The 12661-nt window shown below is 64.8% G+C and carries 15 protein-coding genes; 3 read left to right on the top strand and 12 right to left on the bottom strand.

Annotation, left to right across the window (positions count from 1 at the left end):
* Positions 1–873 precede the first annotated feature (873 nt).
* The 9 genes from ACM61V_RS20420 to ACM61V_RS20380 all read right to left on the bottom strand — a co-directional run bounded on the left by ACM61V_RS20420 (position 874) and on the right by ACM61V_RS20380 (position 7906).
* Positions 874–1326, bottom strand: coding sequence for a DUF411 domain-containing protein (locus ACM61V_RS20420; protein ID WP_017980778.1), 453 nt, complete (start codon positions 1324–1326; stop codon positions 874–876).
* 68 nt (positions 1327–1394) lie between these two features.
* Positions 1395–1760 (bottom strand): DUF305 domain-containing protein, encoded by a 366-nt coding sequence (locus tag ACM61V_RS20415; RefSeq protein ID WP_018251211.1) that lies wholly within the window; start codon positions 1758–1760, stop codon positions 1395–1397.
* Between the two features lie 160 nt (positions 1761–1920).
* Positions 1921–2658, bottom strand: coding sequence for a PepSY domain-containing protein (locus ACM61V_RS20410; protein WP_017980780.1), 738 nt, complete (start codon positions 2656–2658; stop codon positions 1921–1923).
* 25 nt (positions 2659–2683) lie between these two features.
* On the bottom strand, positions 2684–3280 hold the full coding sequence (locus ACM61V_RS20405; protein ID WP_017980781.1) for a c-type cytochrome: 597 nt from the start codon (positions 3278–3280) through the stop codon (positions 2684–2686).
* A gap of 3 nt (positions 3281–3283) precedes the next feature.
* A complete protein-coding gene (locus tag ACM61V_RS20400; RefSeq protein WP_024310688.1) occupies positions 3284–4576 on the bottom strand; it encodes a copper resistance protein B in 1293 nt (430 codons plus the stop codon).
* Positions 4573–6552, bottom strand: a complete 1980-nt coding sequence (locus ACM61V_RS20395; RefSeq protein WP_419714633.1) for a copper resistance system multicopper oxidase — start codon at positions 6550–6552, stop codon at positions 4573–4575. The genes ACM61V_RS20400 and ACM61V_RS20395 overlap by 4 nt, the downstream gene beginning before the upstream one ends.
* A 67-nt stretch (positions 6553–6619) precedes the next feature.
* Complete coding sequence (locus tag ACM61V_RS20390; RefSeq protein WP_017980785.1) at positions 6620–7189, bottom strand: RNA polymerase sigma factor; 570 nt, start codon at positions 7187–7189, stop codon at positions 6620–6622.
* A 10-nt stretch (positions 7190–7199) separates the two neighbouring features.
* On the bottom strand, positions 7200–7640 hold the full coding sequence (locus ACM61V_RS20385; RefSeq protein ID WP_017980786.1) for a periplasmic heavy metal sensor: 441 nt from the start codon (positions 7638–7640) through the stop codon (positions 7200–7202).
* Positions 7637–7906, bottom strand: a complete 270-nt coding sequence (locus ACM61V_RS20380; RefSeq protein ID WP_020486670.1) for a hypothetical protein — start codon at positions 7904–7906, stop codon at positions 7637–7639. Before ACM61V_RS20380 ends, ACM61V_RS20385 begins: the two co-directional genes overlap by 4 nt.
* Positions 7907–8033: 127 nt before the next feature.
* On the opposite strand from ACM61V_RS20380, the gene copC reads away from it, so the two are divergent.
* The 3 genes from copC to ACM61V_RS20365 are packed head-to-tail and all read left to right on the top strand — an operon-like array spanning position 8034 to position 9655.
* Positions 8034–8402: a copper homeostasis periplasmic binding protein CopC gene (gene copC, locus ACM61V_RS20375; RefSeq protein ID WP_419714632.1), complete on the top strand. Its 369-nt coding sequence runs from the start codon at positions 8034–8036 to the stop codon at positions 8400–8402.
* 4 nt (positions 8403–8406) lie between these two features.
* A complete protein-coding gene (copD, locus tag ACM61V_RS20370) occupies positions 8407–9333 on the top strand; it encodes a copper homeostasis membrane protein CopD (RefSeq protein ID WP_017980789.1) in 927 nt (308 codons plus the stop codon).
* Positions 9334–9385: 52 nt separating this feature from the next.
* Positions 9386–9655, top strand: coding sequence for a flagellar biosynthetic protein FliQ (locus ACM61V_RS20365; protein ID WP_017980790.1), 270 nt, complete (start codon positions 9386–9388; stop codon positions 9653–9655).
* Between the two features lie 45 nt (positions 9656–9700).
* On the opposite strand, the gene ACM61V_RS20360 is transcribed toward ACM61V_RS20365, so the two are convergent.
* The 3 genes from ACM61V_RS20360 to ACM61V_RS20350 all read right to left on the bottom strand — a co-directional run bounded on the left by ACM61V_RS20360 (position 9701) and on the right by ACM61V_RS20350 (position 12385).
* A complete protein-coding gene (locus ACM61V_RS20360) occupies positions 9701–10033 on the bottom strand; it encodes a four-helix bundle copper-binding protein (RefSeq protein ID WP_017980791.1) in 333 nt (110 codons plus the stop codon).
* 89 nt (positions 10034–10122) lie between these two features.
* Positions 10123–11001 (bottom strand): DUF4396 domain-containing protein, encoded by an 879-nt coding sequence (locus ACM61V_RS20355; RefSeq protein WP_017980792.1) that lies wholly within the window; start codon positions 10999–11001, stop codon positions 10123–10125.
* 70 nt (positions 11002–11071) lie between these two features.
* Positions 11072–12385 carry a hypothetical protein gene (locus ACM61V_RS20350; protein WP_017980793.1) on the bottom strand — a complete coding sequence of 438 codons (1314 nt, stop codon included), beginning with the start codon at positions 12383–12385 and terminating at the stop codon, positions 11072–11074.
* Positions 12386–12661 lie beyond the last annotated feature (276 nt).

The following is a 12661-nucleotide window of genomic DNA, read 5'->3' as shown; positions in this document are numbered from 1 at the left end:
TTCATGTCACAATGATGGCCGGGCTCCAAATGGTTGATCGGAGCCCGGCACCTGTTCAGGCTCGCCAGCTTAAGTTGACTGGCCGCCCTTCATTGACATGCAGGCGTCGCGACCGCGTTCCATCATCGGGCACACGCAGGCGCTCGACTGGGGAACGTCCGTAACCCATACGCGACGTGGGGCTTGAAGCGGCGCCCGCGGGCCCGGCTGGTAATTGGAACGCCACTCCCAATGACCATTGCTTTTATTTTCAGATGTGGCCGCCGTCGCTGCCGACGCGGCGAGGCTAGCGGCAAATACCGCCAAGATGAACGTTTTCATGTCACTTTCCAATTTGATCGAGATTTAAAATCGGCAGAGCCGCAACCGGCGAACGGCTGCAGCCTGACACGGCTTGACTCGATCAAACGGTAGGCGGTTCGGGCTCGGGAGCGACGTTGAGGCCGGCAAGTGCCCGGCTGGCAGGCCAGATAACGATTTGAGATGCGATCGAGCGCTTCAGCACTCTTGCCGGCTCCTCAAACGTCATGGGAACAACGCATCCCATTTGGGCGATACACGCCAGCGTCAGTCCTTTGCATGGGTGTTCCGATGACGGATCCGGGGTCGCCATACCCGCGCAATCCATGCGGGATGGGGTGACATGGCTCATCGCCATCTTGGGTGAGAGCGATGGGCCGGCCGCATACGCAATTCCTTGGCCCAAAAGGCCAAGCAACGCTCCAACAAGAAGCAAGAGAGAAAGACGAGCTTTCAACACCCGGATACTATCCCAATTGTCAACGCCGAGGTCAATACGGGTGGTTTGCCGGGTGCCGTAGTGCCGGCATGAAGCGCCGGGGAAGATTTGCCGCTCACAAGACAACCTGTCGTTTAGGCGCCGTGGCTAGCAAAGACACGCCGGCCAGCGGCACCGAACGCAATGACGTCATAGGGCTGGGTTCTCATGCCGGGCACCTCCATGCCCGGTGAGCCCATCGGCATTCCGGCCACGGCCAAGCCGCGCACGCCTTTAGGATGCTGGGCCAGCGCGCGCTTCATGTCCGCGATCGGGACATGTCCCTCAAACGCCATGCCGTCGATGATCGCGGTATGGCAGGACGCGAGGTCAGCGGGCAGGCCGATCTTACGCTGCAGCACCTCACGGCGATCATCGTCGATGATCTGGACCTTGCGGCCGAACTGCTGACGCACCTGCGCCGCCCATTTCTCGCAACAGCCGCAACCCGGATCGCGGTGCATGGCGATGTCGGCCGCGGCCGATGCGACCGCTGGGATGGTCATTAGCAAGGCGGCGACGGCGCCACGAACACCATTCTTCATCATCAGCTCCTAAAAGGAAATCCCCGCCCTGCCGGGGGGTAGGGGGATCGACAGGGCGGGGCAGCGCTCCCTTATTGCGGGCGCTTGCCGTGCTTGCTGAGCCACGCCTGCAGCTCGGCAATATCCTTTTCCTGTTTCGTGATCGTCATCTGCGCCATGCGCTTGGTCTCGGCGTCGCGCGCGTCACGCACCGCAACGCGCGACATGGCGATGGCGCCTCGGTGATGCTCGATCATCTTGCGCGTCCACATTTCGGCCGCGTCGCCCTGCTTGGCCGCCATCATCTTCTGATGCATGTCCATCTCGGCCTGGCCGTAGGGATTGCCGGCCATCATGCCCGCCATGTCGTCGTGGTTCATGCCGGCCATCTGACCGTGGTTCATGCCCTGCATTCCGCCGCTCTGCTGCGCGAGGGCGGGCGTGGCGAGCAGCGCCAAAGCTGCGAATGTTGGTGCAAAGCGCATTATTGATCTCCCTGGGTTCTAAGACTTCTACGCGTGCGAGGCGGCTATCCCTCACCCGGGGTGCTAGAACGCGCGAGAAATTGTCAGGAAACAGGACTTTATTTCCGAGGGCTACGCTCCTGAGCCGCGTATATTATGCCTCGATCACGATGTTGCGACGCCGCGTTTTGGGCCATCGCATGTAGAGAAGCACTGCCCCCCCTAACCAAAGCGCAAGCCCACCGATCGCGAAGGCGAGCAGCCAGGGCGTGTTGAAGTTCTCGTGATTCGTCCAATCCATGATGTGAAGGCCCCAGAAGAAGTCGTAGAGCCGCCAAGTGCCGGTTCGGACAGCCGAGATCCGACCGGTGTCGGCCGCGACAAAGACGCGGGTGGAATCGAGGTCGGCGAACGCGACGCGCCAGGCGGGGAGCGTGCCGCGATATTCGGGGCTGGCGCGCTCGATCCGCTCTACCTTCGCCGCTGGTCGAGCACCGCCACGCCATGCCAAACGCGCGATCTCCTCGGCCTCACGAGCCGTTGGTGCTGGCAGCGCTTGGCCCGTCGCGGCGTCGAACAGGCGCGTTCCCTTGGCTGTCGCGACCTCGGCGACCGGGCGGCCAAGCCACATGCGATAGGTGATGGCCTCGATGGGCGCATCTGCTGCGCCTACGATCGCCGATGGTGGGGCGAACGTGCTGCCGCGGGGAAGGGGCGCCGCGGCTTTGCGGTCAACGAGGTGATCGCCATGCACCCGATCGATCGGCAGGAAGCTCATCAGGGCGCCGCTTGCGAACCATAGCAGGAGCTGCGCGCCGATGATGATCGCGAGCCATTTGTGCGTGCGGCTCGCGAGTAGATGCAGCCTCAGTTTCGCGCTTTTCAGAACCACTCCTCCCTCAACCTCGTCGCCGGGGTCACTTCATACCCGGCATGTCCTTCATCATCTCGTCGTGATCGGCCGGGGCGCTCGCGACCAGTGCCTTATACTGTTCGGGCGTCATGCCGGGGAGCTTGCGGACGAACGCGACCATATTCCAAATTAGGGGGTCGGGATGCGTCTTGCCCCATGCCGGCATGGCGCTGAGCTTCACCCCGTGCTTGATGATCCAGAATTGCTGGGCGGGGGTGAGATCTTGAGCGCGCGCGAGTTCCGGCGCCTGTGGATAGAGGCCCTGGCTCATCTCGGATTTCTCGACGCCGGGGCCGAGATGGCAACCGGAACACATTTCTCCGTAAAGGCCCGCGCCGACTGACACGCGCTGCGCCGATGCCAGATCGGCCGGGGGTGTTATGCCGCGCGCGCGTGCCTCAATCGACCGATCGCGCAGGCGTTCGAGCATTGAATAGACCGCCGGCGTGTGCGGTTCGTCGGCCGCGATGTTATACACGCCAAGGTAGATAAACGCGGCTGCGCCCAGCGCCAGGACGATCGCCAGGGCGCCTACGAACGGCAGGCTCGGGAAGTGCTGCCTTATCGAGCGCCTGCCGTCTTGAGCCATCTGTTCCTCCATCGATCAGAACCAGACACGAACGCCGGCGACGATGCTCTTGGACGTTGCGCGATCCCCATCGGCGCGCGCGTAGCGGGCGGTGTCGCCGAAGCGGCGATCCCATGACACGCCGACATAGGGGGCGAACTCGCGCCGGATCTCATAACGCAGCCGCAATCCAAGCTCGGCGTTGGATAGGCCCGATCCGATCCGGTTTTCCGGCACGTCCTGCGCAGCGAAATTGAGCTCGGCGCGCGGTTGCAGGATCAGCCGCTGGGTGATGCGCTGGTCGTAATAGCCCTCAAGCCGCCCTAGCAGGTCGCCCTTGTTGGACAGGAATACCGCGCCCTCTAGCTCGAAGAAGCCCGGTGCCAGCCCCTCCAGCCCGACGGTCGCATAGGTGCGTTTCGGGGACGGCCCCAAATCCTGGCGGACACCCGCTTGTAGATTGAAATAAGGGCCAATGGTCCGGCTATAGAGCGCCTGCACCTCGGCGCTCTCGATGCCCTCGCGGAAGGCTCCCTCGCCCTCAGACTTGATGAAGAGGCGGTTGATGTCACCCCCGAACCACGCCTCGCCATCCCAGCGATAGCCGTCACGACCGTTGCGGAATTGATACTCAGCGAGGTTCAATAGCACCTGGCTGAAGTTTTGACCGCCGTGATGCTGCTGAAGGTGATGGCGACCCATCGCCATCGCGTCCGCGCCGTAAACGCTGTCGGCCGCATGGTCGGTCGGCAGGGGCGGGGCGGGGGCGTTTCCTGCGGGAAGCGCGGTGCCAGTCTGCTGCACCCCATCGGCCGCCATGCCTGGCATTCCGGCCATTCCCGACATGCCCTGCATGTCGTGGCCGCTGTGCTGGTCGGCTGGCATGGTCATCCCCGGCATCGCCGAATGGTCCATGCCCTGCATCGGCTGCTGGGAGCCCTGAGGGACCGTTTGGCCGTTTCCGGGCATCTGCATCCCCGGCATGGCTTCCATGCCCTGCTGTGAGCCCTGCGGAGCCGCATGGTCCATGCCGGGCATAGACGAGTGATCCATGCCCGGCATGGTCCCGTGATCCATACCATTCATGCCGGCCGTTGGCGCGGCGCGGCGTTTCGTCGTCGAAGCTGATGGTCGCCTCGCAGGAGCTGACCTAGTCTTGGCCGGCTTGCCTTTGGCCGTGGGCTTCACCACCGGCTTCTTTTTCGCAGGCATCGGCATGGTCATGCCCGGCATTGCCGAATGATCCATGCCCTGCATCGACTGAGCGGCGACAGGACCGGCGATGCCGAGCATGGTGGTGGCGGCGAGCGCCGCGGTCAGCCGGTTCATGCCGCCTCTCCCGCGAACGGGCGAACGGTGACGACGCGCATCATGCCTGCGGTCATGTGGTAGAGATTGTGACAGTGGAACGCCCAATCGCCGGGTGCATCGGCGGTCAGATCAAAGGTCATCTTGCCTCCAGGCGGCACGTTGACGGTGTGCTTGCGCGGCGCATGATTGCCGTGCCCCGTCACCAGCTCGAAGAAATGGCCGTGGAGATGGATGGGGTGCGGCATCATCGTATCGTTGACCAACGTCACCCGCGCCCGCTCGCCTTTGCGGAACGGGATGGGGTCGGCGGGATCGCTCAGCTTCTGCCCGTCGAAGCCCCACATGTAGCGCTCCATGTTACCGGTCAGATGGATCTCGAACTGACGCGACGGCGCGCGCACGTCGGGGTTGGGCGCGAGCGAAACGAGGTCGCGATAGGTGAGGACGCGGTGATCCAGGCCCTCCAGACCCTGGGGCGGTTCACCGCTACGGTCCTTCGGCATCGGGGAGATGGTCTGCACGCCCGGCCCCATCTTCACGCCCGGCGCATTCTTCGGGTCGCGCATGTTCATGTTCATGCCGCCACCCGACCCGTGGTCCATGCCGGCCATGCCAGCACCGCCCGCTGCCATTTGGCTATGGTCCATCCCGGGCATTACAGCGCCGCCCATCTGGCTGTGGTCCATGCCCGACATGCCGGACATGCCCGCCATCGCTGCGCCTGCCGCGACCGTCCCGTGATCGGTCGGCCCCTTCCAGCCCGTCAGCTTCCAAAGATTGCGCGAGGCGTTCTGCATCAAGGTGGGGTCCGGCCCGCGCGTGGCGACCGGGCTCTCGTCCTTCATGCCGGACATGCCCTGCATCCCGCCCATGCTCCCCATGTCCATGCCCATATCGGTCATGGTCAGCAGCGTGCGCGGACGAAGCGGCGGGACCGGGGCGACCATCCCCTCACGCGGGGCGAGCGTCGCCCGGCCCATGCCGGAGCGATCGATAGCCTCGGAGACGAAGCTGTAGGCCCGGTCCTCGGGCGTCACGATCACGTCGAACGTCTCGGCAACGCCGATCTGGAACTCGTCGATCTTCACCGGACGGACATTCTGCCCATCGGCCTGCACGACGGTCATCGGCAGGTCGGGGATGCGGACGTTGAAGTTGGTCTGCGCCGCGGCGTTGATGATCCGCAAGCGGACCCGCTCGCCCGGCTTGAACAGCCCCGTCCAGTTGTCATACGGCCCGTAGCCGTTGACCAGGAAGGTATAGGTCGAGCCGGTGACGTCGGCGATGTCGGCGGGGTCCATTCGCATCTTTCCCCACTCGATCCGGTCCTTGAGCGGCATTTCCCGACCCGCGAGCAAGCCCGCGAGGGTCGGCCGCTGATAGTTGAAATAGGCGCCGCCCATCTGCTTCAGCTTCCGGAAAATCTGCTCGCCGGTCATCTGGCTGTGGTCGGACAGCACGATCACATGCTCGCGGTCGAACGCGATCGGATCGGCACCGGCCGGGTCGATCACGATCGGCCCGTAAAGTCCGCCCTGCTCCTGCTCGCCGGAATGGCTGTGATACCAGTAGGTGCCCGACTGGATGATCGGGAACTCGTAGATGAAGGTCGAGCGCGCCTTGATGCCGGGGAAGCTGATGCCGGGCACGCCGTCCATCGCGAACGGCACGAGCAGCCCATGCCAGTGGATCGAACTGTCCTCGTCGAGATTGTTGGTGACGGAGAGGCGGACCTTTTGCCCCTCCTTCAAGCGAATGAGAGGGGCCGGCACCGTGCCGTTGACGCCGATTGCGGGCGTCGACTTGCCGTCGACGGGAAGTCTGAAACTGTCGATCGTCAGCGCGATGTCAGTGCCCGAGACGGTCGGCAGCGGTTTGACGATCCCGCCCGAGACAGGCTGCGCCCACGCGGGCATATAGGCGGTCAGCGCCATGCCACCGCCAGCAAGGGCGGCGCCGCGAAGCATCTGGCGGCGATCGATAGTGCGGCTCATACGGTCCTCAAGGCTCTCGAACGGGAGTGTCCCTCTAGCCTTGATACGCAGCTCAGGGCGCTATCCCTCAGCGCCCGCCCAATCGCTCCAGCAACTTCGATCGCGCGCGATAGAGGCGGGTTTCTACCGCCTTTTCGCTGATCGACAACACTGCCGCGGTTTCAGCCTGGCTCAACCCCTCGATCGTGCGCAGCACCAAGGATTCCTTCAATGCGGTCGGCAAGCCCGCAATGGCGCGCGTCACGCGGTCGAGTTCCTGTCGGTCGCCCGTCGCGTCGTCGATCGCCACCTGGTCGTCTGCAATGGCTTCGGCTTCCGCGCCGATCGGTGCGGCGAACGCCAGAAAGCGCCGCACGGTGCGCTTGCGCCCCCAATCGCGGCACTTGTTGATCGCGATCGTCGATAGCCACGCGCGCATCGATCGATCGCCGTCGTAGCGGGGCAGGGCCTGATGCGCCGCGACGAAGGTCTCCTGCAGAAGGTCCAGCGCCTCGTCGGCCTCGCCGACGCACGCGCGCACCATGCGGAAGATTGACTGCCGATGGCGGCGCATGATCTCGGCGAAGGCGGCTTCGCGCCCGGCGATGCTGAGGGTCGCCAGCTCGCCGTCCGTAAGCGTGGTCCAGTCGAGGCTCACGCGCCGAACCTCAACGTGCGTCGTCGGTGAGCGCCTTCACCACGGCCTGATCGAACTGGCCGGTCTGATTGGGCCGCAAGAGCTGGCGCATGGCGAAGATGTGCGCCAGCGTCGCTTTCTGGAGCTCGCCCATGACGGCGTGGCTCTGGTCGACCGCTGCGGCGACGCGCGGCCCGTTGCCATGCTCGGCCTCGATCGCTTCAGCGAGCCGGGCATTGTTCGCCCGCAATTCCAGCTCGAATGCGCGCCGCTGCACGGCGAAACGCTGCTCCAGCACTTCAAGTCGCGCTTCCTGGTTGGCGTCCAGCGCCAGCTTATGATGCAGCACGTCGTGCAGCTCCGAGCCGGGCTGGGCACGTGGCGGAAGTAGCGCCCGCCCCACGAACACACCGATGATCGCGGCGATGAAGCACGCGACAATGCCAAGCAGAAGGCGGATGCGGCCGCTCATTGCACGCCGACGAGCAGCGTGGAGGGCGCGAGCGGCGACACCGGCCCCAAGGGCGATAGCGAAGCCGCGCTGGCTTCCTTCGCGGGCACACCGGCACCGAAGATGCCCATGACGAGCGCCGCAGCGATCGTCATTGCCCCAACGCCTAAGCCGGCGCGCGCCGCTGGACGTGCGGCGACCCGCGCCAGCACGCGATCTTCCATGCCATCAAGGCTCGCGGGCACGGGTGCTTGCGCCAGCCTCATCAATACTGCGTCGAGGTCCATGTCGTTCACTCCACCCCTCTAGCATGGATTACGCAAGCGACGCGCCCATCCCTCAAATCCATCCGTGAGGGGTGGTCGATCGGGGCGCGTAATGAAGGACAGGAACCCTCCTGTCGAAAGGCCCCCTATGCGCCGCCTATCCGTTCTGACTGCTGCTGCCGCTCTCGTCATGTTCGCCGGAACGGCGAAAGCCCATCCTAAGCTGGTGTCGGCATCGCCGGCCGCCAATGCGACGGTCGCGAAGCCCGCTCGTATCGAACTTCATTTCAGCGAGAAGCTGATGCCAGCCTTCTCCAAGGCCGATCTCACGATGGCAGCGATGCCCGGCATGGCAGCCATGAAGATGGCCAGCGCCTCCGCGCTCTCGTCCGATGGCCGGACCCTCGTCATCACCCCGAAATCGCCGCTCCCATCGGGTCGGTATAGCGTCGCGTGGAATGTCGTCTCGACCGACACCCACAAGGTCGCAGGAACCTACGTCTTCGCGGTGAAGTGAGGCGATGGGGGACTGGTCGCTTATCGGCGTCCGCTTCGCGCTCTACGTGACGCTGGCTGCGCTGTTCGGCCTTGCCGCATTCAGCCTTTATGGGCTGCGGGCGCGCGAGCGCGGCGACGCGCTCGCGCTGCGTCCCTGGTTCATCGCCAGCGCTGGCCTGAGCCTGTTGTTTTCAGGCGCCTGGGTCGTGCTGATGGCCTCCTCAATGGCCGGAACGCCGGCCTGGCCGATCGACCGTGAAGCAGTCGGCGCGCTGCTCACCGGCTCTGCGATCGGAGCAGCATGGAAGCTGCGCATGGTCATGGTGGCCCTCGCGGCGCTGGCAGCGCTGGTCGCGGGCGGGCGCGGCATCTGGCTGAGCATCGTCGCGCTCTGCTCGGCCGTGGCACTCGCAACGCTGGCGTGGACCGGACACGGCGCGATGGACGAAGCCGTGATGGGCTGGGTCCACCTCATCGTCGACATTCTCCATCTGATCGCCTCGGGCGCTTGGGTTGGCGCACTACTGGGGCTGCTCCTGCTCGTCTCCCGACCCGCGGCGCGCGTAGACGCGGCGCATCTGGGGCTGACGCACCGCGCGCTGCACGGGTTCGGCGCGATCGGGACGGTTGTGGTCGGCACGATCCTCGTCACCGGCCTGGTCAACGGCTGGATGCTGGTCGGGATCGGCAACCTCGCCACGCTTCCTGCGACGCTCTATGGTCAGCTCCTGATCGCAAAGCTGGCGCTGTTCGTCGCCATGCTAGGGCTCGCCTCGCTCAACCGCTTCCGGCTCACGCCGGCATTCGAGCGGTCGATCGCAGCGGACGATCACAAGGGCGCCCTCGGCGCGCTGCGGACAAGTCTGGCGATCGAAACCGCCTGTGTCATCGCGGTTCTCGGGCTGATCGCCTGGCTCGGGACGCTCGCGCCGCCTGCATCGGCGATGTGATGCGCGGCCGGGGAGCCCTCGCGGTCCCCGGCCGTTCACGGGGCCGCGCCTGATGGATCAGTCGATCCTGCTCGACGAGACGGGGAGGATGCTGGCCGTGGCCGGCCTGATCTGCGTGGTGCTGCTCGTGCCGATGATGATCGTCGGGCTGATAATCAGCATCATCCAGGCGGCGACGTCGATTAGCGAACAGACGCTGAGCTTCGTGCCTAAGCTGATCGCGCTAGGCGTATGTTTGGTGATTTTCGGGAGCGCAGCGACCGAGCTCCTGACCAAGTTCACGGCCGAGCTGTTCGCTGTGATCGCGAGCATGGGCCGTTGATATGCAGATAGCTGCGCGGGCGGGCGACCGCCCGCGCAAGCCCCGCTATGCCGCCATCCGATCGCAGGAATCGGCGCACTTCCGGCACGCTGCCACGCAATCCTCCATGCCGCCCAGGGCCTCGCAGCTCGCTGCGCAAGCCCGGCAGATCTCGGCACACTCGCGGCAGATATGCTGATGGTGGGCGGACTTGCGCGCCATGAAGTCGATCGCAACCGCGCAAATTTGCGCGCAGTCGGCCATGATCTTCATATGCTCGGGCGCGGCGTGCTGGCCGCCCATTTCGAGGCAATGGTTCATCGCCATGTGAAGACAGGTCACATGGCATTCGTGGCAGGCGTCCATGCACGCCTTCATGCCGGGGTCGATCTGGTGCATCGCATTATCTCCGTATGAGCCCCCGCCTGTTCCTAGATACGCGCGCCGCGCGATCACCCCTTGCCGCGATCTCCGTCGTTCGCGGCAAGTTACATGGCCCACCGACCGAACAGCGTCGCAACGATGATGCCCGCGCCAAGCATGATGAGCGTCAACACTGTCATCGCGGCGATCTGAGGTCCGGTCACGCGCGCGCCGGCCGCCATGCCGCTCATCCCTGCCATTGCGTCGTGTCCCATGTCCGGCATCGGCGTGGCCGATTGCCGGTCCGCGCCGACTTCGTGTCCGCCATGCCCCAGCGCGCGCACCGTGCCCATGCCGTGCTTCAAGCGCACGCCAACCAGCCAAAGGTTGATCGGATAGGCGACTGCGAACCCGACGAGTGTCGCCAGCGACATGACGCCCCAAAAGCGGAGCGAGCTGGCGTGCATCGCGGCCATGTCGCGGCTCATCAACACCACCATCGTCGGGATCATGCCGGCCATGACGGCATTCATCGACAGCCATTCGGGGATGAACGACATGCGAAGCGCGCCCCAATAGGAACCGCCCGCCATGTCGCGCATGAAAAGCGCCTGGAAAATCAGCAGTCCGAACGCGAAGCCGAACACATATTCCGCGATCACGTCCTGCCACATCGGCAGGCCGAGCGCCGTGGTGATCGCGGCTGCGGCGATGACGCCGGTTGCATCGCCCGCCATGCAATGGATGGCCGAGCCGAACGCCTGCTTCCAGAGCGGTCGAACGAAATCCTCGTGCCGCTCGTTCGCCGGCTCCTGGCAGGACAGGACATAGGCCGCGGCCATGATCGGGCCACCATAGAGCGTGACCAACAGCCACCCCCATTTCATCACGCGCAGCTCGGGGTTGCGGGTGAAGGCATCCCACGCGACGTAAGCGACCGAAAGGGCGGTCAGCACGAACCACCCGATCAGCACGGCGTCGAGCCAGGGGGCCGGGGATGGCATCGTCACGGCAGCACTCCTCTACATGCTAGAGGATACGCGGCTCTCCGGATCATCCCTTGCGCGGAGCGGGCTAGGCGAGCTTGCTGGAAACGGCCTTGATCGCTTTCAGTCCCGATCCGAACCGCGCGATGGCCTCCCGGTTCTTCTCCAGCTCGCCATAGGGCAGGTAGGATATGTCGAGGTCGGCTACGCGGCTGAACGCGGGCCGCTGCAACTGCGCGCGAACGTCCGTCTCGCGCGCGTCGGGCGCGACAAGGAACAGCCCCGCGGTCGCGTGAAGGTCGCCACCGCTCAAGGCCAGGTCGAGCATCCTGACGATGCCCGAATAGATCGAGGTCGAATGCTCCACCTCGAACGCCGCGGCGACATGATCGCCGGCCTTCTCAAGCCACAGCACGTCGATCAGCCGGATCGAGTCAGCGCCCTTCGACGTCGCGATCGTGTCGGGCAGGCGCTCAAGGCATCCTGCGCCCAAGGGTGATCCGTCGAAGGCGCGGCTGCGGTCGTTCGCGGCGATCCATACGTCATAGCCGAGCGCCAACCCTAGATCGCGAAGCCATGCCTGGATTTCGGTATGGGTGCGCTCGTTCTCGCCCTCGCGCTGAGCGGCCTTGCTGAGCGTGCGCGCTTCCTCGCGCGCCGCCTCAAGCCGCTGCCCCCAGCTCGCCAGCGTCGCGCCGCTCACGTCGAGGGGCGGAGCCGGATAGCGATCGGAGCCGATGTCGAACAACAGACCGCCGATCGCGCCTAAATCATTCGATAGCAGCTCGCGGAAGCGGTCGTTGAGATCGAGGATGCCGGTCCGCATCGCCAGAAAATGCTCCCAGCTCCCGAGCTTCACATTCGCCCCCGTCAGCGCGTTGTAGCCCTTAACGATTGCGGTGTTGAAGGGCGGCACCAGCGTCGGGTGAAGGAAGTAGAGGAGGTTGGCGACCGCCGGACCCAGCCCCTTGATCTTCAAACGGTCGATCGCGTGGATATGGCTGATGATCTCCTCGGCCGTGTCGCAACAGGAACAGGCGTCGAGCAAGCGGCCGAACGCGCGCTGATTGTCGGGGCTCTCGTAAATGTCGGGGATGCGGAGCTTCGGCTTCCAGAGGAACGCATGGTCCGCGCCCTTGAAGATTTGCCGCTGCTCGGCGACGGAATGGACGACGGTTTCGAGCGACGATCCGCGGTAGGCGACGCCGAACGTGCCGCGCTCGATCTCGCCGACAACCTGGGTGATGCCGCGCCGGATTGATCGGAAGTTCTTCAACCGCTCGTCCCAAAGAAACCAGCTCCGATAGGTCGCGCCCTGATCGTCACGCCAGCGGGCAATTAAGCGGCGCACCAGGCCGTCATGGTCGGTGCCAGTAGAAAGACTGTCGATCTGCGCTGCCATATGTCCCCGATTGCCCCCGGCCCGCGTTTGGCGAGCTAGTAATAGACCTAAGCTGCGGCCCTTATGGCGTCGAGGGTGTAGAGCTGGCCCCCGCAATATGAGGGCAACGCCGCTCCCGCGCGTAGATTCAACATACACGCCAGCGGTGCCGACAGGGCCTTGACCCTAACACGGTGTCATACCCTACATGCTCTCGGGTCGAAGGAGTCTTGCCATGAACGACCCTCATTCCCATTCCCAAGCCGGGGGTTGCGGCTGTTCGAAGCCTGCGCCTGA

Source organism: Sphingomonas sp. TX0543 (assembly GCF_048565505.1).
GTDB lineage: Bacteria > Pseudomonadota > Alphaproteobacteria > Sphingomonadales > Sphingomonadaceae > Sphingomonas.
Note: the sequence above shows the minus strand (reverse complement) of the source record. Positions and strands in the feature narration are given on the sequence as shown.

Excerpts from the sequence above, each read along its gene's own strand:
- ACM61V_RS20420 (WP_017980778.1), bottom strand. The coding sequence starts at position 1,326 with ATGATGAAGAATGGTGTTCGTGGCGCCGTCGCCGCCTTGCTAATGACC.
- ACM61V_RS20405 (WP_017980781.1), bottom strand. The coding sequence starts at position 3,280 with ATGGAGGAACAGATGGCTCAAGACGGCAGGCGCTCGATAAGGCAGCAC.
- ACM61V_RS20400 (WP_024310688.1), bottom strand. The coding sequence starts at position 4,576 with ATGAACCGGCTGACCGCGGCGCTCGCCGCCACCACCATGCTCGGCATC.
- ACM61V_RS20395 (WP_419714633.1), bottom strand. The coding sequence starts at position 6,552 with ATGAGCCGCACTATCGATCGCCGCCAGATGCTTCGCGGCGCCGCCCTT.
- ACM61V_RS20385 (WP_017980786.1), bottom strand. The coding sequence starts at position 7,640 with ATGAGCGGCCGCATCCGCCTTCTGCTTGGCATTGTCGCGTGCTTCATC.
- ACM61V_RS20380 (WP_020486670.1), bottom strand. The coding sequence starts at position 7,906 with ATGGACCTCGACGCAGTATTGATGAGGCTGGCGCAAGCACCCGTGCCC.
- copC (WP_419714632.1), top strand. The coding sequence starts at position 8,034 with ATGCGCCGCCTATCCGTTCTGACTGCTGCTGCCGCTCTCGTCATGTTC.
- copD (WP_017980789.1), top strand. The coding sequence starts at position 8,407 with ATGGGGGACTGGTCGCTTATCGGCGTCCGCTTCGCGCTCTACGTGACG.
- ACM61V_RS20365 (WP_017980790.1), top strand. The coding sequence starts at position 9,386 with ATGGATCAGTCGATCCTGCTCGACGAGACGGGGAGGATGCTGGCCGTG.
- ACM61V_RS20360 (WP_017980791.1), bottom strand. The coding sequence starts at position 10,033 with ATGCACCAGATCGACCCCGGCATGAAGGCGTGCATGGACGCCTGCCAC.
- ACM61V_RS20355 (WP_017980792.1), bottom strand. The coding sequence starts at position 11,001 with ATGCCATCCCCGGCCCCCTGGCTCGACGCCGTGCTGATCGGGTGGTTC.
- ACM61V_RS20350 (WP_017980793.1), bottom strand. The coding sequence starts at position 12,385 with ATGGCAGCGCAGATCGACAGTCTTTCTACTGGCACCGACCATGACGGC.